13 protein-coding genes and 1 riboswitch are annotated in these 20,375 nt (G+C 62.9%); of the genes, 5 read left to right on the top strand and 8 right to left on the bottom strand.

From position 1 onward, the window contains the following. The 6 genes from HMPREF1023_RS16185 to HMPREF1023_RS07935 form a co-directional block, all read right to left on the bottom strand. Window positions 1-83 (bottom strand): twin-arginine translocation signal domain-containing protein (locus HMPREF1023_RS16185; protein WP_369707143.1); only part of this gene is annotated, 83 nt, incomplete at its 3' end. Window positions 84-294: 211 nt separating this feature from the next. Then, complete coding sequence (locus HMPREF1023_RS07955; protein WP_009305698.1) at window positions 295-972, bottom strand: molecular chaperone; 678 nt, start codon at window positions 970-972, stop codon at window positions 295-297. 142 nt (window positions 973-1,114) lie between these two features. Next, the gene (locus HMPREF1023_RS07950; protein ID WP_009305697.1) at window positions 1,115-1,993 is read right to left on the bottom strand and encodes a DmsC/YnfH family molybdoenzyme membrane anchor subunit; all 879 of its coding nucleotides are present in this window, start codon (window positions 1,991-1,993) and stop codon (window positions 1,115-1,117) included. 2 nt (window positions 1,994-1,995) lie between these two features. After that, window positions 1,996-2,568, bottom strand: coding sequence for a 4Fe-4S dicluster domain-containing protein (locus HMPREF1023_RS07945; protein WP_009305696.1), 573 nt, complete (start codon window positions 2,566-2,568; stop codon window positions 1,996-1,998). A 1-nt stretch (window position 2,569) separates the two neighbouring features. Beyond that, window positions 2,570-5,485, bottom strand: coding sequence for a molybdopterin-dependent oxidoreductase (locus HMPREF1023_RS07940; protein WP_009305695.1), 2,916 nt, complete (start codon window positions 5,483-5,485; stop codon window positions 2,570-2,572). A gap of 810 nt (window positions 5,486-6,295) precedes the next feature. After that, complete coding sequence (locus HMPREF1023_RS07935) at window positions 6,296-8,038, bottom strand: FAD-dependent oxidoreductase (protein ID WP_009305694.1); 1,743 nt, start codon at window positions 8,036-8,038, stop codon at window positions 6,296-6,298. Between the two features lie 209 nt (window positions 8,039-8,247). Between HMPREF1023_RS07935 and HMPREF1023_RS07930 the strand changes: the two genes are divergently transcribed. Both HMPREF1023_RS07930 and HMPREF1023_RS07925 read left to right on the top strand, forming a co-directional pair. Next, the gene (locus tag HMPREF1023_RS07930; RefSeq protein ID WP_009305693.1) at window positions 8,248-9,708 is read left to right on the top strand and encodes a helix-turn-helix transcriptional regulator; all 1,461 of its coding nucleotides are present in this window, start codon (window positions 8,248-8,250) and stop codon (window positions 9,706-9,708) included. A 621-nt stretch (window positions 9,709-10,329) separates the two neighbouring features. Then, on the top strand, window positions 10,330-10,773 hold the full coding sequence (locus HMPREF1023_RS07925; RefSeq protein ID WP_009305692.1) for a MarR family winged helix-turn-helix transcriptional regulator: 444 nt from the start codon (window positions 10,330-10,332) through the stop codon (window positions 10,771-10,773). On the opposite strand, the gene HMPREF1023_RS16140 is transcribed toward HMPREF1023_RS07925, so the two are convergent. After that, window positions 10,770-13,970, bottom strand: a complete 3,201-nt coding sequence (locus tag HMPREF1023_RS16140) for a collagen binding domain-containing protein (protein WP_009305691.1) — start codon at window positions 13,968-13,970, stop codon at window positions 10,770-10,772. The genes HMPREF1023_RS07925 and HMPREF1023_RS16140 overlap by 4 nt on opposite strands. A gap of 245 nt (window positions 13,971-14,215) precedes the next feature. Beyond that, window positions 14,216-14,327, top strand: a riboswitch (glycine riboswitch). Window positions 14,328-14,440: 113 nt separating this feature from the next. Here HMPREF1023_RS16140 and HMPREF1023_RS07915 point away from each other — a divergent pair. Beyond that, window positions 14,441-15,961: a sodium:alanine symporter family protein gene (locus HMPREF1023_RS07915; RefSeq protein WP_009305690.1), complete on the top strand. Its 1,521-nt coding sequence runs from the start codon at window positions 14,441-14,443 to the stop codon at window positions 15,959-15,961. Window positions 15,962-16,055: 94 nt separating this feature from the next. Here the strand turns inward: HMPREF1023_RS07915 and HMPREF1023_RS07910 are convergent, their stop codons facing one another. Beyond that, complete coding sequence (locus HMPREF1023_RS07910) at window positions 16,056-17,537, bottom strand: helix-turn-helix transcriptional regulator (protein WP_009305689.1); 1,482 nt, start codon at window positions 17,535-17,537, stop codon at window positions 16,056-16,058. A gap of 205 nt (window positions 17,538-17,742) precedes the next feature. On the opposite strand from HMPREF1023_RS07910, the gene HMPREF1023_RS07905 reads away from it, so the two are divergent. Further along, the gene (locus HMPREF1023_RS07905) at window positions 17,743-19,560 is read left to right on the top strand and encodes a flavocytochrome c (RefSeq protein WP_009305688.1); all 1,818 of its coding nucleotides are present in this window, start codon (window positions 17,743-17,745) and stop codon (window positions 19,558-19,560) included. Between the two features lie 142 nt (window positions 19,561-19,702). Further along, a complete protein-coding gene (locus tag HMPREF1023_RS07900) occupies window positions 19,703-20,308 on the top strand; it encodes an AAA family ATPase (RefSeq protein ID WP_009305687.1) in 606 nt (201 codons plus the stop codon). The last annotated feature ends 67 nt before the right edge of the window (window positions 20,309-20,375 follow it).

Here is a 20,375-nt window from a genome sequence, read left to right as displayed (position 1 = left end):
CCGAACCCGCCGACGCCCACCATCGCCGCGCCCACGGCCCCCGCGGCGAGGAACCCGCGTCGGGAAATCGTCTCCACACTCATCATCCCCTCAACAACAAACTCGATGTTTCACGTGAAACGCTTCAGCCGTCGGTCAGGTCGGCCGAATCTGGCACAAATACACGGTTTGGGCGCAAATTCCTTCTACTTTTTGGCGAATAGCAAACCATGCATTTACGTAATGCCTGGTCGCTGTTTCCCGCCCGCCTTCCACCATGCCCAAACCGAAAATTTGTGCCACGATCGCATGCTGCTACCCCAGCACTTCGGCAAGCTCGGCCGCGTCGGCGGTCAGGAAGTCTTCGGTGAACGTCGCCAAGTCGAAATAGAAACCGTCTTCGGCAGCCTTGCGCACATCGGACGTGAAGCGGTCGATCCAGTTCAGCAGATGGTCGCTCAGGAACTCCCGCTGGGCGCGCAGCTGGCGCTCGGCCCCCGCCTCGTCGCCTGCGCGCAGCGCCTCCACGGCGCGCCCGCACAGCAGCGCCATGAAGGCCAGCTCGACGGCCAGGTGGTCCTCCGGCTCCTTGAAACCGGGGTTCTTCGCGAAGCCCGCGCCGCGGTACACATGCAGCACTTCCGCGTAGGCGTCCTGCATCATGAGGCCGCCCTCGCTCGTGTACACCGACTCGTACGGGAAGGCCTTCTGCGCAGTGCGCGGGCCCATGCCGAAGAACGCGCGGTCGAACACGACCGCCAGCTGCTCCAGCGCGTCCTCGTCGCAGCCGGCAAGGTCGGCCTGCAGCGCGGCGAACCCGGCGGCCAGGCCGGCGTCGTCGGAGGCCAGCGCGGCCTCCCCTGCCAGCGCCTCGGCGAACGCGGCGTCGATCTCGGTCTCGTAGCAGCGAGACAGCAGTGCGTACACGCGGCTGCGGTTCTCGCAGAAGTCTATAAGGTTCTCAGCGAGCTCAGCAGGCATGGTTTCGATCATGATTGCCCTCCTTGGGTTTTGATGTCTGATCTCGTCGGCCGTCCTTCGTACCTGAACGCTGCGGAGGGGGTTGCAGCGTTCAGGCACGGGGGAAGGCGGATGAGGGGGGCGCGCCGCGCCAGGCGGCGCGCCCCTAACTGTATCAGTGGTAGATGAACTGCTCCACACTGGTGCCCACGGCGTACATGATGATGCGGATCACGATGGCGCCGATGGCGGTGCAGGCGCACGCTCCGAGCAGGTACATGGCCAGCTGCTTCGGCGCGACCGAACCGGTGCCGCCCGCTCCCTTCGTCGCCTGCACACAGGCCAGCACGGCCAGCGCAACCGGGACCACGATGCCGATCACCACGACGCCCGCCCAGAACATCACGGCCAAATCGCCCGAGATCAGACGATCGATGGAACGCGTCGGCGCCTGGTACGGAGCGATGGCGATCCACACCACGTACGCCACCGTGGTCACCGCCATGATGACGACGCCCGCCAGCGCCAGCTTCAGCGCGAAGCCGCCCTCTTCGGCGGCCTTGCCGCGCAGCAGCACAAGGCCGGCCATCAGCGTCATGCCCAAAGCCAGGCCGGCGCCCAAGAACATCAGGGGAAGCGCGATGCTATCCCACGCAGGACGAGCCGCGATCAGGTACGACGACCCCGCCACGAACGGCAGCACCAGGCCCACGATGCCTCCCAGCACGCCGAACACCTTCGACACGCCAGGGTAGTCCTTCTTCGCCAGCACCAGGTACACCAACGCGATGATGCCCATGATGGCGACGACGAACAGCTCCTTCGACAGCCCGGATCCCAGGTTGCCCAGCAAATGCGTCGCGCGCTCCGGGTGCCCCATGTGCAGCACCGACACGCAGCCGCCCACGGCCAGGCAGATGAGCGCGATCAGCGCGCCCGAGAACCGCACTTCGCGGAACTTGCCGCGCAGCTCGCCCACGGCCAGGAACACGAACGAGCCCGAGGTGACACCCAACAGCACGCTGAAAATCAGAAGTGGCCACTGGATTTCCATGGTTACTCATCTCCCTTCCAGGCGCACTTGTCCATGGCGTAGTCCACGCCCGGATGGTTCCCCACGTCCTTCAGCTTGTACGTCTTCTTTGCGGCGCGCAGCTTCGACACATCGGACTGGGGGTCGTCCAGGTCGCCGAACTTGCGGGCCTGGCCCGGGCAGTGCTTCACGCACGCCGGCTTCTCGCCCTTGTCGATGAGGTGCGCGCACATCGTGCACTTTTCGATAACGCCCTTGTCCTTGCTGGTGTCGTACGCGCGCACGCCGTAGGGGCAGGCCATGACGCAGTACTGGCAGCCGATGCACTTGCTGTGATCCACCAGCACCACGCCGTCGTCGCGCTTGTAGCTGGCGCCGGTGGGGCACACGCTGACGCATTCCGGGTTGTCGCAATGCTGGCACGACACGGGCAGGTAGTACATCTCCAGGTCGGGATAGGTTCCCGAAGGGCCCACCGTCAGCACCTTGTTGTAGAACGTGCCCAGCCCCACGTTGTTCTCCTGCTTGCACACGACGGCGCAGGAGTGGCAGCCGATGCAGCTGTCCAGATCGATGTCGATAATGTTGCGGGTCATGTTACTTCGCACCCCCCTTCGTCACCTGCGTGACGCCGTTCTGCTGGTCGTCGGCGGCCAGCTGGTCGGCGGTCAGCGGCAGGAATATCTTGAGGTCTTCCGAGTTCATGCAGATGTTCTTCGGCGCGCCGTCGTCGGCCTTGTACACCTTGCACAGGCCGCCGTAGTTGTCGGTGCCCACGGCGGGATCGTACGGGCCGTTGTTCTCGAACAGCACGTTGCAGTTGCTGTCGAACGCGCCGTGCAGGTCGTCGGTGGCCTCGCGCTCGGGGAACCACCAGTCGTGCTCGACATGGATCATGCCCGGCTTGATGGCCTCGGTGAGGTTCGCGCGCTGCTTGATGCGGTCGACGTACGTCTCGATGTACACCCAGTCGTCCTGCTCGATGCCGTGCTCGGCGGCGGTGGCGGGGTTGATGTCCATCGTCGGGAACATGTGCACCTCGCGCATCCACGGGCTGTTGCGGTACTCGGTGTGGAAGAACGCGTGGCTGCGGCCGCCCGTGATCAGCGTGTACGGGTACTCGTCCAGCAAATCGGGACGCGACAGCTTCGTGATCGGGGGCTCGATGTACATGGGCAGAGCGCCGTTTCCGTACAGCAGCAGGTCTTCGCTCCACAGCTCCATCTTGCCGTTGTCGGACTGCGGATGCGGCGGGATCTCCTTGCCGTCCGGCGTCTTCGCGCCGGGGAAGCGGTAGACCGTCCCCATTTTGTTGCCGCGGTACATGGTGTTGAAGCCGGGGCGGAAGTCGCTGGTCTTGCGCATGAAGCCCGTCTCGTATTTCGGCGCGTTCTTCACGGTGGCCATCTCCACGCCGGTCACGCTGATGCGCTCGCGGAACTCTTCGAAGTTCGCGCAGCTCAGCTGCGGCGGAAGCGTCTCGGGACCCTTCACCATGTAGTCGAAGAACTCGTACTTGTCCTTCCAGTACATGTCCACGCCCATGTATTCGGCGAACTCGAAGCAGATGTCCATGTCGTCGCGGCACTCGCCCAGCGGCTCGTGGAACGGCTGGCGGATAAGGTACGTGTGGCTGGTCGGATAGCCGTGGCCGGAGTGCGCCCACTCGACGCGGTCCACTTCGTTGGGATGCGCGGCCGGCAGGATGATGTCGGCCAGCTCGCCCGACGGCGTCATGTACAGGTCCACGTTCACGAAGAAGTCCAGGTTCTTGAAGCCTTCGACGATCTCATGGCCGCCCTCGATGGAGAGGATGGGCTCGGACGTCTGCTGCCAGTAACCGTAGATCTGGAACGGATCGCCCTTCGCCATGGCCTTCGTCGTGGCCGCGCCGAAGCCGCCCTGCTGGCCGTAGATGACCTGGCCGCCGGAGTTCTGCTTCGTGGTCTTCAACTCGCCGGTGGCGTCGTCGGCCACGAGGATGTCCTGGTAGCCGGTGTTCTGGCACACGGAAAGCTTCTTGATGTTCATGGCCGTTTCCTTGCGGCGCTGCCCCATGCGGCCTTCCTTGTTCGGCACGACGTCGAACATGAAGGAGTCGTAGCCGGTGGCGGGCTCGCGGCCGATGTTCTGGCCGCCCTTCGAGTCGAAGTTGCCGGCCAGCGCCATCATGATGGTGAACGCCTGCGAGATGCCGGACGTGTTGATGGAGAACTCCACCTTCTGGCCGCGCGTGAAGCACGCGTGCGGGCTGGCGTCGATGTAGGCGTCGATGGCTTCCTTGATCTTGCCCTCGGGAAGCTCGCAGAACTCGGCGGCGCGCTGGATGGTCCACGGGGTGACGTGCTCCACCAGGATGTCCCAGCTGGTACGGTACGTCTTGCCGTTGATCTCATGGCTGCCGGACAGCGCGGGCTTCGCGTCGGCCACGATGTTGCCCTCGGCGTCGAGCCACTGGAAGGCCTTCGGGCCGCCCACGCCCTTCGCGTTCTGCCAGTCGCCGGACCAGAAGATCAGCTGGTCGCTGTTCTCGTCCCACGCGGCGTACAGCTCTTCGTTGCCGTCCTCCTTGAGGTACGACTCGCGCAGCTGGTAGCCCGTGCCGTTGCCGTCGGCGTCCTTCTCGTCGATGAAGAACGGGGCGTTCGTGTACATGCGCGCGAATTCGGTTGCGCACTTGTCAGAGTGGACGATCTCGTTGATGAAAGCCAGCACCAGCGCCATGTCGGAGCCGGGGCGAATGGGCAGCCAGATGTCGGCCTTGGAAGCCGTGCAGGTGAAGCGGGGGTCGACGCAGATGACCTTCGCGCCGCGCTCCTGCGCGCGCTTGACGGTGAGCCAGTCGTAGTAGCCGCGGCTGCGCTCCTGGCGGCACCAGATGAGGATGCAGTCGGTGTTGTTGCCGTCCCAGCCGGTGTACTGCGTCTCGTCGCCGTACAAACGCTGGCTGGAGAAGTACGAACCCACCCAGCACAGGTTGCCCACGCCGAACGTGGCCGTGGAGCCCAGCTCAAGCCACAGCTTGTTGATGGCCTGGAACTGCAGCATGTCGCGGCCCGTGCCGTACTGGTGCGCGATGGTGTGCCAGCCGTGTTCCTCGCCGATCTTGGTGAAGCGGTCGCGCGCTTCCTCGTAGGCCTCTTCCCACGTGATGCGCTTCCACTGGCCGGAGCCCTTCTCGCCCACGCGCTTCTGCGGGTAGCGCACGCGCAGCGGGTTGTACAGCTCCTGCGGGATGGCGAAGCAGCGCCCGCACAGCGTGCCCTCGCTGAACAGGTCGGGGTTGCCCTCGATCTTCACGAGGCGCCCGTCCTTGACGTGCCCGAACAACGCGCAGCGGCCGTAGCACTGGCGGCACGCGCTGGGGATGATCTTCACGTCGTCGGACGAGGTGCTGGTGGCCGCTGCCTCGTCGGCCGCGGCGGCGGTGGCCGACGCGCCGAGCAGCAGCGTCGAAGCGGTCGCGACGGCCGAAGCCTTCACGAAGCCTCGGCGGCTCATCTTTAGTGACATCTCTCCTCCTTTTGCCTCACTCTGCATGGAGGGGTCGGAGATGCGGAGGGGTGCGCGCGTCGAAGAATCCCCCTTCAAAGCGCCCCGGACTGCAAGTTCCCCGTTCTCGTTCCCCTTTTACTTGCAGTGCTAATTATATTACCTGATATTATTAGTGCAACGACTTTAAGCTATCTTTATAAAGAATAGTCGCGACCACGAGAGTTATACGTGGCGAACAGGTAAAAACGTACGCATGTTTCACGTGAAACATTGAATATGATCCTCAGTTCAGAGCTGCTCTACGTGACGGCAAGCACAGCGGCCCTCTCACCTGGGAAGGTGCCTAAGCTCCGAAAACGGCGGCACCGCGAGGGCTCGTTTCGCGGCTCCAGATGATCATTTTCGGCTGTTTCCTGCCACGCTCGAAGGCATTCGCTGCGCCGAACCGGCATCAGCGGATCCTGCTCGACGCCTCCGAACATCGAACGTCAAAGTTCTTGTGCGCTAAAGGGGCAACTGCACGCAAGGAAGCAAAAGGAAGCTGCGCCGGACAAATGTTTCACGTGAAACATTCGGACTCCCGGGCCTAGATACAAACGCAAGGAGAAACCGATCCGAACGTTGGTCCACCCGCAAAGAAGAAAGCCGGGACGCGTTAAACAAACGTCGCCCAAGGAAAGACGGATGCGAAACGGAGCCGCCTCGGCAGAGGCCCCGCGCGTCCCGCCGCACGCGCCGCGCAAGTCGGCGGCGATTATGCCCGCACGCGACGCCTAGGGAGGGAGAGGTCGTCGCGCACGGGCTCCAGCACAGTTTGCTGCGCGAGTTTTACAGCTTGGCCAAATCGCGGCCAAGCACGTACGGGAGCGTACAGCAGCAGGCGCCCAGGTTCTGGCCGGGCAATCCAAAGTTGTACGTGCCAGCGAAGAAATCACCGATCATGGTGCCTACGCAGTACAGGCCTTCGATGGGAGTATCGTCATCCTCGCAAATCTGCAAGTTCGCATCCGTTCGCAAACCGCCCATGACCGTGAGGAAGGTAACGCCCGTGGTTTTCGCACCGTAGAACGGAGGCGTGCTGATAGGGAACAGGATACTGGGATTCACCTGGTACTCTTCGTCGTAACCCTGTTCCGCATAGGTATTGTAGCGCTCGATGGAAGCAAGGGCCTCTTTTTTGTCGATGCCCTCAAGCTGGTCGAGAAGCTCCTCTAGCGTGTCCGCTTTGAAGTAGGTGCCCTTCTCCACGTTTGCATCCCACATGGCCACCATTTGCTCGGGAGTAAGCGGCTTCTGCGGCGTGACGTTGTTCACCGAGCAACCAAGCGTCTCCCATTCTTCCTGCGTCTGAGCGTACGCAGTATCCCAGATGCCGAACCCGGTGGTTTGAGGCTGCGTCAGCAGCGAGCGAGCGCCGAACGCAAAGTTCGTGTTCTCGTTCTGGAAGCGCTTGCCGTTGATGTTGAGGTTGATGCCCCAGAAGTTATCGATGACGCAGTGGCTGGGCCCGGGAACCCCTCCGTTGACAGCGCAGGGATTCGGGAACACCTTCTGCCAACCGGCACCGACCCACAATCCCATTTTATGGCCGTCTCCCGGCATGAGGCCGGAGTAGTTCATGCCGGCATCGAAATCTACCGCATCCTCGCCGAACGTGAGCTGATCTTTCAGCGAGTTGTAAATATCCGGCGCGTATTTGGCCATCATGTCCTCGTCTTTTGAGAAGTCGCCAGTGGCCAACACCACGGCCTTCGTAGCCTCGTACTTGGCATACGTGCCGTCAGCGCGCTTCGCGATAACGGCGCTCACACGACCGGTGTTATCGTCCTCGCGGATCAGCTGCACACCGCGGGTCTGAAAGTGGATCTGCTGCCCCAGATCCTGCGTAAGCGTGTCGGCGTACGCCTGAGCGCACAACGGCGCACCCTGGAACACGCCCAACGGATTCTCGTCATTCCAGAAGTTGTGCACCGACGCCGGCGCGGCCAGCGTACCATCAGGATCGGCGTACGGAGGCTCGAGATTGACCTTCAGGCCTTTGGCGGTCATCTTGTCGATCATCCAGTCCATGGATTCGCCGCTGTATTGGAGCCAACGCGACCATTTCATCTTATCCATGCTGTAGAAACCGGCAAGCTGCTCGATCTTCACATGCTCCAAGGCATCCTTCGGCGTGTAGTCGATACCCATTTCCTTCTGGTACTTCGTGCCGATGGCCTGGTTCGATCCGCCACGCGAAATAGCCTTGGTGCCCGCATCGATCAATATAACGCTCAGCCCGCCTTCGGCCGCCGAAACGGCGCAGCACGTGCCCGCCATGCCTGCGCCGACCACGACGACGTCTGCATTGAACGTTTCAGCAATATCGGCGTCGGCGATAGGCTCCGGCGGGATTTCGAAGCTCCATTTCTGGGTAGCCGACTGCGCAGTCAGCGCTCCGTCCGAAGATGCGCCACCGTTCGCCCCTTCGCTTTTCGGCGCCGCAGGCGAGCAAGCGGCCAGCGTCCCCATCGCCCCCAGCGCGCCGATCGCACCCGCGCCCTTCAAAAAGTCACGACGATTCAGTTCCATGATTCCCTCCTTGATCCGATTGAAACAACTGCTTGAATCTAGCACGCCGCGTTCGCCGAAACGTTCACCCACAGCGAGCGTTTCGCATCCCGGCGTTCACATGGATCGGGTGAATTCTTGGAAAATGGGCAGATCGACCTCTCTTCGACGATCGAATCAGCATGTCCCAAACGAACTTATCGGGTACAATGCCCGCAGGAGGGGAATGCATGCAGAAAACCATCGCGAATATCTTGCTCGCGGCCACGGGCTTCGCATGTTTCCTCGCGCTCAATTCGTTTTCCCTCTGGGGTTTCGCTCTCTTGCCTGAGACAGCGCTCGGCGAAAATGCTCAGCTGCTGTGGAGCGCGCCTCTCTCGCTGAGCAACATGCTAACGTTCTTCGTGTTCGTCATAGGGGCATACTGCGCTCCGACGCTGTTCAATCGCAGCCCGCTACCCGCCGCCGCCGCGCTGCTGACCGCCGCCGTCACGCTGATGGGCCTGTCCACGCTCACCCAAAATCCCGCAGTTCTCATCTCAGCCAGCACGTGCATGGGCATCGGCACAACATGCTGCTTCTTCTGCTGGGCACGTGCTTTGTTCGCGGACGGCTCCGATTTGGCAAAGATCGAGCTAGTACTGGGATCCGTCCTGTCGGCGGTTCCCTATCTCGCCTTTTTCACGCTAGAACCATCGGCCATAGCAGTGACTATCGCCGTGCTCGCCGCATGTAATGTTGCGGCGCTGTTCTCCCACCAAAGACTTGCCAATCGCGAAAACCGTTCCCATATTCCTCAGCGCACCGTCCCATTCGGCACACTGCTGGCCACCCTCTGGAAACCGCTGCTGTGCATCGCCATGATTGGACTGGCGGCCCCGGCCATCGTCGTCATCTCGCACGACTCTACCGCGAGCATGACATTCGTACAGCAATCGCTTATGGTGCATTCCGAGAATATCATCGCCGCGCTCGTTCTGGGCATCGCGTGGTTAGGAGCAAGGCGAGAAACGACCCCTACCAAAACGTTCTCGGTGCTGTTTCCCATCATAGCGACGGCGCTGCTGCTGTTCCTTGTGCTGGAACCGCCGCTGCGCATCATCGTCCCATACGTCAGCGGGATCGCATTCGTCGTGTTCTCGATGATAGTGATGATTGATAGCATCGAAGTGAGCTCGAAGCAAAATTTGGGATTAACCAGCGTGTACGGCCTGTTCGCGGGTCTGTTTTACTGCGCGAACTGGCTGGGCAACTTCGCCATGGAAGCCGTCCGCGAACAAGGGCTGCTGCAGGAGGCAACGGTTACGATAGCGGTCGTTGCGCTGCTGTACGGATGCTCCATCGTTATGTTCTTCGTCACACGGGCGCCGCGAGAAGCCTCTTCCAGCAATGCCGACAAGACTTGCGCGCCGCAGGAAGCAATTGCGACCGAAACTCCCGTCGAAGTTTCGACTCCGATAGACCTCATCGATGAGAACTGCCGGAGAATTGCCGAAACGCATGGCTTGTCCAAGCGGCAGGCAGAGGTGTTCGCGCTTCTTGCGCACGGTTACGACATCCCCACTATCGCCAAGAAGCTGTACGTTTCTGAAAACACCGTGCGCACCCACGCGAAGAAAATCTACGCCACCCTTGAAGTTCACAGCAAGCAGGAGATCATCGAGCTATCCAACGCATCTTACGATGCTTAGCCGTTCGCAACAAAACCACGTGCGTAGCGTAACGGTCAGAGGCCTGTTGTCGAATTCGGCAGCAGTCGAGCAGGACTTTGGGCTATAAGGATCGCCCGATTTGAGCCGATGCACGCGATCCGGCCGTTTCTGCACAAAAAGCCGCGACGTGCGACGCCTGGAAGCCTCGAAAAGAGCTTTCCAACCGTCCTGCCGACGAAGCCTTCAATACTCCTCAGATCGCTACAATATCGATCAGGCGTTTTCCAAAGCAACCAAAACTGCGCGAAATGCGGCAACCGACAAGGTGTCGCACGTCGCGGCTTTTTGTGCAAAACGGCCCTGCAGCGTGCGAGATTGCTTGCGCGCAACCATCGCCGTTGATCGCAGGCGTCAATGACGGCGTCAACGACATGCAGACGCGAGCAGCACCAGCAGAGGCAGCGCGAGTGCGGTCTTAGATACCGGCGGCGTGGTTTTTGGACGCGCGAGACGCAAAGAAGTTGACGGGTTCCGGTCAATTGTGATTAATTGAGCAGGTACTTTATAGTCCCTATCGCCGTTCAGCGTGGCCAACGCAGCGTGCGGACCGCCCGCACGCCCCTCCCCACCTTCGCGCGGCATTCCAGAAGCAGGTCAAGCATGATCAACCAGCATAACAGCCTCATCGGATTCCTCGTGTACGACGCGCAGCGCGCCATCGCCAAGTCGCTGGAAACCGCGCTCAAGCCCTACGAGATCACGCCGGGCCAATGGAACCTCATCAACCAGCTGGACAGCGCGGGCGAACTCTCGCAGAAGCAACTGGCGGAACGCACGCGCAAGGAGCAGGCCACCATCACCCGCTACCTCGACACGCTCGAGCGCAAGGGTCTCGTGGTGCGCAACCAGCACAAGTCCGACCGCCGCGCGCATGCGATCTCGGTGACGGAGAAGGCGCACGAGCTGGTCGCAACCGCTCAGCCGGTTACCGTCGACGCGGCGGACCGCCTGATCGAGGGCATCGACCAGGCGGATCTCGACACGTTCGTCGCGGTGCTGGCGAAGCTCAAGGAGAACGCCGACAACTACTCCAACAACGGCTAGCGACGACCCGCGCGCCGCCGCGCAACCAAAAGCGCCGTGGCGAGCGCACCTATCGCAACCGAGCCCAGCGCGCCCAGAACGGCGAGCGGAACAGCGTCGCCGGTGCGGGCGATCGACGATGCAGAGAACGTCTTGCCCGGGGCATTCGGAGTCGACGGTTGCGAGGTCGACGGAGTGCCCGGCGCGGCAGGGTCGACGGGTTTCGCCGGGTCGGTCGGGTCGGTGGGATCGTTGGGATCCACCGGGTCAACCGGGTCGGGCGGCACCGGAGCGTTCTCCATAGTGAGTTCGACCTGCTCGGGCTGGCCCACTTCCACTCCGAACTCAACCGGCGTCTCGTCCAACACGTAGCCTTCGGGGGCGGCCGTCTCCACGAAGCGGTAGCTTCCCACCGGCAAATCATGCACCTCGATGATTCCCTCATCGTTCGTGGCAAGCGCGTCGAAGCCGTCGACCACGGCCCACGTCCCGTCGGACAGATGCTGCTCCAACTTGAACACCGCTCCGGCAAGCACCGTCGTCGCATCGTCGGCATCCACCTTCGTGAGCAGCGCGCCGCCCAGCACAGGAGTCTTCACGTTCGTAGCCGTCACGGCTACCTCCAACCCGGGCGCGTCCTCGGCCAGCGTGAACTCCACCGGCACCGTCCCCAGCTCGTAGCCCTCGGGAGCCGAAACCTCCACGAAGCGGTACGCGCCCATCGGCAGATCGGCTACCTCGATCAGGCCGTCGGCATCCGTGGTCAGGCGTTCGGAACCCGGCACGGGCTCCCAGCTTCCGTCGGCCGTCTGCGCCTCCAGCTTGAACACGGCGCCCGGGAGCACCGTCGTCGGCGAATCGGCATCCACCTTCGTCAGCACGACCTTGCCCAGCGGCGCGGGCGGCTCCTTGGCGTTCGCAGCCGTGAGATTCACGACGATGGGCGCCGACGCGGCGGCGTCGATGGCGAACTCGCGAGGCGTGTCGTCCAGCACGTAGCCTTCGGGGGCCGCGGTTTCCACGAAGCGGTAGCTGCCCACCGCCAAGTCGGTCACCTCGATCAGGCCGCCGGCGTCGGTGACAAGCGCATCGTGGCCCGGCACGATCTCCCAGGAATCGTCGGCGAGCCGCTGCTCCAGCTTGAACGTCGCGCCCGGCAGCACGGCATCGGGATCCTCGGCGTCAACCTTCTGCAGCACCGCCTTCCCGAACACCGGGCTCTTGGTGTTCGTGGCCGTCACGGCCACCTCCAACCCGGGCGCGTCCTCGGCCAGCGCGAACTCCACCGGCACCGTCTCCAGCTCGTAACCCTCGGGAGCCGAAAGCTCCACGAAGCGGTACGCGCCCATCGCGAGACGTTCCACCTCGATCAAGCCGCTGCCATCGGTGACAAGCGACTCGTATCCCGGCACTTCGACCCACGACCCGTCCGCCGCCTGCTCTTCCAGCTTGAACACGGCGCCGGGCAGCACCGTACCCGGCGCGTCCGCGTCCACCTTCGTCAGCACGACCTTGCCCAGCACGGGGGCCCTTCTGTTCTCGGCCGTAACGTTCGCGGTATGGTTCGGCGTGGTCGACGTGATGGCGAATTCAACCGACTCGCTCGTCATCTCATACCCGACCGGCGGCACGATCTCCACGAAACGGTACTGGCCCAACAGCAACCCCGTCACCGTGATCAGCCCGCTTCCATCCGTAGTCAGCTGCTCGGAACCCGCAACCGTCGCCCAGGTGTTGTCAGGCTGCATCTTCTCCAACCTGAACACGGCGCCCGGCAGCGTGGCGTCCGGATTGCCCGCGTCCACCTTCTTCAGAACGGCCTTGCCGTCCTTCACCTCCACGCCGCCCGAGATCACGGTGAAATGCGCGCTTCCGGGCGCCGCTTCCGACCCGCTGTCGCCATAGGTGAGCGTGGCGTTGTTCTCGTACTGCCCGGTTTCGGACGCGTCGCTGCGCAGCTCTACGATGAACGACGTGAAGTCGCCCTTGTTCGGCCCCGAGGCGCTGAAGTACTTCATGATGATGGCTTTCTGAGCAGGCGTGGCGCCTTTTTCTTCCAGCAGCCAGGAAAGTCCCGCCTCGCCCTGGCCGTCCAGGATGTTTCCGATATTGAGCGGGCTCGACCCATTGCCCGTGGGCACGTTGCCGAACCCGATGTACACCACGCGGTTCTCCCACACGCCGATGGTGGGCACGGCTGCCATGCGCACGCTGCTCGCGAACTCGTCCTGCGTCATGCCGTCGGCCGCCGACTTGTCGGTCAGCGCGAACAGGTCGGTGATGGGATAGGCCGCGTACTGCTCGGTCTGCGCCTCGCCCGCGTCGGTGGTGGCCACCACGGGCATGTACACCGTCACGCCGCCCGACGTGATGGCCTGCCCGCCCTGCAAGTCGTCGGTCAGCAACAGGTTGCGCTGCTGCGGCGACGGGTCGGAACCGCCCACGGCATAGTTCGCGTACGCGTCCACGATGTTGTCCAGGTTCACGCCGATGCTCCACACGATCTGGTTCTGGCCGGCTACCTGCGAGCCGTACTTCATCAGCGGCGTATCGGGCAGCGGGCCCGTCGTAGGCGGTTCGACGCCGATAGACGGAAGCGCTTGGCCGTTAACCGTGAACACGATATCGTTGCCTTGGCCCGTCACGTAGCCCTCAAGCGAGAAGAAGCCATTGTGCAGCGAGGGGAACTGCGCCCCATCGTCGGAAAGCGTGGTCACGATAGTGATGTCCTGACCGGGGATCATGCTGCCGTTCGCATCGCGGTTGCCGTTGACCACGTACGAGCCGATCACCTTCTGGGTCGTGGGATCGACGAGGTTCACCGGGCCGAAATCGCTGGCCAGGAAGTGATCATCCCCGTTGACGGTGAACGTGAACGTGTCGCCCGCATGCACGTCCGTCATATCGGGAATGCTCCAGTCGATATAGATGCGCACGTACGCGCCGCTGGTCAGCGTGGTGCCAGCGGGAATGTCCAGCCAGCTGTCGCCCGATTTCTTCTGCAGCTTGACGCCGCCGACGGACACCTTGTCGGTCACGTCCATCGCCGCACGCGGCGTAGGCGCGTCGGCAGCCGGGTCAGTCTGCGCCTCCTCGGCGAGCGCCGGCGAGCGGAACGCCAGAAGACAGAGGGCGACCAGCCCTATCAGAACGAAGAACGCGCGCAAGCGACCCGCGCGCGAAACCGAACAGGTAGGAACAGTTGGCTGGGGAGCCATAGAAGACCTCCTCGTGTGAAAATGTTGCAATAGCAGCAACAGTAAGGAGACCGTCGCCGTCCGCAGCTGAGGCACGCGAACGGTGTTCCACTCGTAGCGGCATCGACACCGTCCCGCAACAATCCCTTTAGCACGAAAAAGTCAAATAACGGGTTACCAACGGTTGCATTCCTTGTTACAATCAGCTGCACAATTTCATAGCGTCACCCCGTTGATACGTCCTGGATCTTGCGAGACAGGGCGCGGAAGGGGCCTCTGGAGAATCCCGATCGTCGGATCGGGTGCCGAAGGGGCAAGGCTCATCGCCGCAAACGCGATGCCGCTGAAACTCTCAGGCAAAAGGACAGAGCAAAGCTACCTAGCTTGTCGCGTCAGCATGATCCTATGCTTTCCTTCGCATCCTCCAGAACAGCCACGTCGTACACGGGTTTCGCAGAAGTTGCCCGAACGAAGTTGGTTGAAGGAGGATCGTGGTGGAAGGCTTTTTTAGTGTGATCAACGATGGGCTCGTCGCTATAGACGACTTCATCTGGGGCGTGCCGCTTATGGTGCTGATCTTGTTCGGCGGTATTTTGCTCACCGTGCGCCTGCGGGGCGTGCAGTTCCGGCAGCTGCCGCGCGCGCTGCGCTATATGATCAAGAACGAAACCGGCGGCGAAGGCGAAGTCACCAGCTTCGGCGCGCTGTGCACGGCCCTGTCAGCCACCATCGGCACCGGCAACATCGTCGGCGTGGCCACGGCCATCGTCGCCGGCGGCCCCGGCGCGATGTTCTGGATGTGGCTGGCAGCGCTGTTCGGCATGGCGACGAAATTCTCCGAGGGCCTGCTTGCCGTGAAGTACCGCAGCGTCGACAAGAAGACCGGCCACGTGCTGGGCGGCCCGTTCTACTACATCGAGCGCGGCATGGGCATGAAGTGGCGCTGGCTGGCGAAGCTGTTCGCGTTCTTCGGCATGTGCGTGGGCCTGTTCGGCATCGGAACGTTCACGCAGGTCAACTCTATCTCCAGCGCCATCACCGGGTTCTTCGACCCCGAGAAGAACGCCACGGTGAGCATCCTTGGCATGGACTACTCCATCTTCACCGTCATCGGCTCCATCGTGCTGGCCGTGCTGGTGGGCCTTGTGGTCATCGGCGGCTTGAAGCGCATCGCGAAGGTGTCCGAGCGCGTGATCCCTGCGATGGTGGTTCTGTACGTGGGTCTCTCGGTGCTGCTCATCGTCACGAACCTCGACAAGATCCCCGGCGCGTTCGTCACCATCTTCGAAAGCGCGTTCGGCCTGCAGGCGGCTGCGGGCGGCATGCTGGGCGCCATCATCATCGCCATGCAGAAGGGCATCGCGCGCGGCATCTTCTCGAACGAGGCCGGCCTGGGCTCCGCTCCCATCGCCGCTGCCGCCGCTCAGACGAAGGAGCCGGTGCGCCAGGGTCTCGTGTCCATGACCGGCACGTTCCTCGACACCATCGTGGTGTGCTCGATGACCGGCCTGGCGCTGGTCATGACGGGCGCGTACCAGATCCCCGGACTCGAAGGCGCGGCCGTCACCACCGCCGCGTTCCAGGCAGGACTACCCTTCATCCCCGGCGAAGTGGTATCATTCGTGCTGATGGCATGTCTGGTGCTGTTCGGATTCACCACTATCCTGGGCTGGGACTACTACGGCGAGCGCTGCCTTGAGTACTTCAGCAACGGCTCGATGAAAGCCGTGAAGACGTACCGCTGGCTGTACATCGCCGCCGTGTTCATCGGCCCCTACATGACCGTGGCCGCCGTGTGGACCATCGCCGACATCTTCAACGGCCTGATGGCGCTGCCGAACATGATCGCCCTCATCGCGCTGTCCGGCGTGGTGGTGAAGGAGACGAAGGACTACTTCGCCCGCCTGGCCGCTGCCGGCAACGAAGACGAGATGGCGCCGCACCTGCCCGGCGACAACTGGGACATCCCGCCCATCGACCCGCTGGACGACCGCCTGGGCGCGGCCAACTAACCTACTCCGCGCGTCAAGCGCGCAACAGCAGAGAACGGCTCCTCGGCAAACCCTCGCCGAGGAGCCGTTCTTGCATGCGCAACCGGTTCCGCCCCTATCCTGCTTGCCGCTCCTCGTCCTCCCAAGCGGACGAAGAAGACCGACGACCCTTGCGCACAGGCTTCTCCACATCGTTGAGCAGTTCGAACAGCTCGCTTTTGCTGTGGATGTTGAACTTGCGGTAAATATGGTTGATGTGCGCCTTCACCGTGCCCTGCGACACGTACAGAACCTCTTCGATCTCGGCCACCGTGTCGCCTTGGGCGATGAGCTGCAGCACCTCTTCCTCGCGCGGGCTGAGGTTGTACGCGCGCGACAGGTCGGACACGCGAATGGCCATCCGCCCTTCAGCCGACGCGCCGCCCATCGGATCGTCCTTCAGCACCACGCCCCATTTCGCCGACAGCCCGCGCTCGGTGAAGAAGATCACGACGAACGTCAGCACCACGGCAACCGCCACGCCGCCGTACAGGATAGACGTGGCTTCTTCTCCCAAATGCGCCGACGCACCGGCGAACGCGAGCCACCCTACCAGCTCGACCACGTAGCGGATGCCGCGCTCGATGCCGTTGATCCACACCGCGTTCACGCCGAACCGGTACGTGATGTTGCTCATGACGATCATGATGTACATGGAAAGCATGGTGTAGCCCGCATCGTAGCACAGCGCCATGATTTGCGCGTTCGACCCGAAGGTGGGCATAACGAACAGGAATCCGACAATGAACAGCGGAAAAGCCAGCTGGTAGATGGTGTCGAAGTTGAACCAGCGCGATGCGGACAGCACGCCGAAGAACACGAGCGCCGTGACGAACATCGCGCCCAGCACGTTGCCCGGCACCAGCAGCTGCGTCGGCAGGGCCCCGAAGCCGCCCGCGAACGTGCATACCGCCATCAGCAGGATAGGCTTCCACGGGATGGTCTTCGGGTCGCCTTCCTTCATGGCAGGAGGCAGATCGCGCTCCGGCAGACGCGTCATACTCGAACGCACGCACGCCAGGCACACGATGGGCAACACGATGGAGAAGAACGCGAGATACGGCACCGACATGCCCATGAACAGCCACTTCACCACTTCGCCCACGAAGATGGCCATGGCGTGGTACAGCGCCACCCGCATGGGGTTGAGCGAGCCGTAGAATTCGGCCCACATGAGGATGAGCGACCCCAGGCCACCGCCCGCCGCAAGCAGCCCCGCAACCTTCAACGCCGGGGACGGCACCGCGAAGCATGCCAACACGATGAGGGCCGATCCGCCCACCATGCACGCGCCCGTGGCCAGCACCGCTTTGCGGTTCGCCCATAGCGGCGTCACACGGCGCGCCGCGAAGGCCAACGCCAACGAGACGATACCGATGGCGCCCTCGAACAGAAAGTAGTCGAACACCGAGATGGTGGGAAACGCATCGTAGCGAAAGAACGTTGCAAGCCAAGCGCGGTAGAACCCCACGCCGAAAAACACGAAGGGAATAGCCGCCACCCGAAGCAGCACGGCTTTCCATCGATCGACGAACCCTTGTTGCGCCTTCTCGGTCACGCTTCTCCCCTCAATCGCCCTCCCATAATACCCAAGAAAGTCCAGCTTGCAAGAGGGTTATACCGCGGGTTATGCATTTAACCCCGACGGACAATTGTCGCTCGACCGCAGAACGATAGTCTGGGAACAGCGCTTGATCAGGGAGTAAGCGCCTGGGATACCCGACGTCGGTGCGCGATGTCGGCAACGTAAGGGAGGAAGCATCATGGAACGTTTTTCTCGTAGGCAGTTCATCACCGGCGGCGCCGTGGCCGCTTTGGGCGGCACGCTCGCATTGGCGGGATGCGCACCCAGCGGCTCGTCGAATGCAAAAGGCTCGAACGGCGCAGGATCGGGCAGCTCCGCCGGCATCGGATCGGGCATGGGCAAGCACGGGCAGTTCGACGTGGAGGTCATGGTCACCGACGGCAACCTGGATCGCATCACCGTCCTCAACTCGCGCGAGACGCCGGGCATGGGCGATGTGGCCATGGAAGAGCTCACGCAGTTGATCGTGGACAACCAGACGCTGAACGTGGACACCGTGTCGGGAGCCACGCTTTCCAGCATGGCATTCATCGGCGCCGTAAGCGACGCGCTCGACCAGGCCGGCCAGAAGTCGAGCGATTGGAGGAAGCGCGACAAGGCCACGCCCGCGCAGACCGAGCTTCCCGCATCGGCCGATGTCGTGGTGGTGGGCGGCGGCGGTGCCGGCTTCGCGGCGGCCATCACGGCGGCGAACGCAGGCAAGAGCGTCGTGCTGCTGGAGAAGATGGGCGTGTTCGGCGGCGACACCGCGCTGTCAGGCGGCGAGATGGCCGCGCCGGGCAACTGGATCCAGGTGCAGGAAGGCATCGCCGACAGCCCCGACGCGCTGGCGAAGGACATGCTGGAAGGCGGCGACAACGCAGGCGATCCCGCCCTCGTGCAGATCATCGCCGAAGGTGCGCTGGACAGCTCGCAGTGGCTCACCTTCGAAGGCGGCATCTCGTGGAAGCACGACCTCATGCAGTTCGGCGGCCACAACACGAAGCGCTCCATCATCCCCATCACGCACAGCGGCAGCGAGATGACCACGAAGCTGACGAAGCGCGCCGGAGAGATCGACACGCTGACGCTGGCGAAGAACTCCCCCGCCGTCGAATTGGTGAAAAGCGGCGACGCCATCACCGGCGTGAAGGTGAAGAACACGGTGACCGGCGAGGAGTCCACCATCGCGTGCAAGGCCGTGGTGCTGGCAAGCGGCGGCTTCGGCTCGAACATCGACATGCGCGTGAAGTACAACCCGGCCATGGACGACTCCATCCTGTCCACCGACTCGGTGGGAGCCACGGGCGACGGCATCACCATGGGCGAGGCTGCGGGCGCGAATCTCATCGACATGCAGTACATCCAGACGTACCCCGTGTGCGACCCCGAAACCGGTTCGCTCTTGTACGTGGGAGACGTGCGCCTCGAAAGCCGTGCCATCATGGTGAACAAGGAAGGCGACCGCTTCGTCGAGGAGCTGGATCGTCGCGACGTGCTGTCCAACGCCATCGTCGAGCAGACTGACGGCAAGGCGTACATGCTGTTCAACCAGGCGAACGCCGACGAGACCGGTTTGCTGGTCACGCACGAGGACGAGTACGAGAACCTTGAGGCGCGCAAGGTCATCGTAAAGGGCGACACGCTTGAAGCCGTGTGCGAGCCCTTTGGCGTGGACGCCGCCGAACTGGCGAAGACCGTGGAGAAGTGGAACCAGTACTGCAAGGACGGCAACGACCCCGACTTCAACTTCCGCGGCGACTTCAACGCCATCGAGGGCGGTCCCTACTACCTGATGGCCTACAAGCCGGCCGTGCACTACACCATGGGCGGTCTGCATATCAACACCGACGCGCAGGTCCTCGACGACGCCGACGCCCCCATTCCCGGCCTGTACGCCGCCGGCGAGGTGGCCGGCCACAAGATGGGCACGAACCGCCTGGGCTCCTGCTCGATGTCCGACATCTACACGTTCGGACGCATCGCCGGCAAGAACGCCGCAGCGTTCTCGGCATAGCGTACCAACCCCTGCGACCTTGCGCATCGCGCTCGGGTCCTTCCCTCCCTGGCCGCGCCCTCTCTCCGGGCGCGGCCTTTTTTCAGGTACAATATCCTCAACGAAATCGCGTCGAGTTCGCAGGAACACGGAAGGGGCCAGCATGGACCAGCATCTCGTTTTCGCCATCAGCAGGGAGTATGGAAGCGGCGGCCGCGAGATCGGCGAGCGCCTTGCCAGCGAGCTGGGCATTGCGTACTACGATAAGCTCCTGCTCAAGCGCATCGCGGAGGAGAGCGGCCTCAGCGGCGACGTGGTGGAAGACTTCGACGAAAAGCCCATGCGGCCGCTGCTGCTGAACCCCAACAGCTTCTTCTGCGGCACCGACATCGAGCACCCGGTGGCCTCGCGCATCTACAAAACCGAGGTGGACATCCTCAGGTCCATCGCCAACGAGGGGCCGTGCGTCATCGTCGGGCGCTGCGCCGACTACGTATTGGAAGGCCACCCGGGTCTGGTCAGCCTGTTCGTCAGCGCGCCCATGGAAGCGCGCGTCGCGCGCGTCATGCGGCGCAACAACCTGTCCGAGAGCGACGCACGCAGCCGCATCGCACGCGTGGACAAGAACCGCGCCAGCTACTACCGCTACTTCACCGACGAGAACTGGGGGCAAGCGCGCAACTACGACTTGTGCATCAACTCCGGCAACTTGGACGCGCTGGGAGCGGTCTCCGTGATCAAAACGTTCGTGGAAGCGCGGCAGAGCTAGCGCACCAGAGCGCGTCCCGAATCGCTGCATCCGCAGAGCACAGCGCAGAAGCGGCGTGGAGCACAAG

Source organism: Eggerthella sp. 1_3_56FAA, from assembly GCF_000185625.1.
Taxonomy (GTDB): Bacteria; Actinomycetota; Coriobacteriia; order Coriobacteriales; family Eggerthellaceae; genus Eggerthella; species Eggerthella lenta.
The sequence above is the reverse complement of the archived record's forward strand: the minus strand, read 5'-3'. Positions and strand labels throughout refer to the sequence as shown.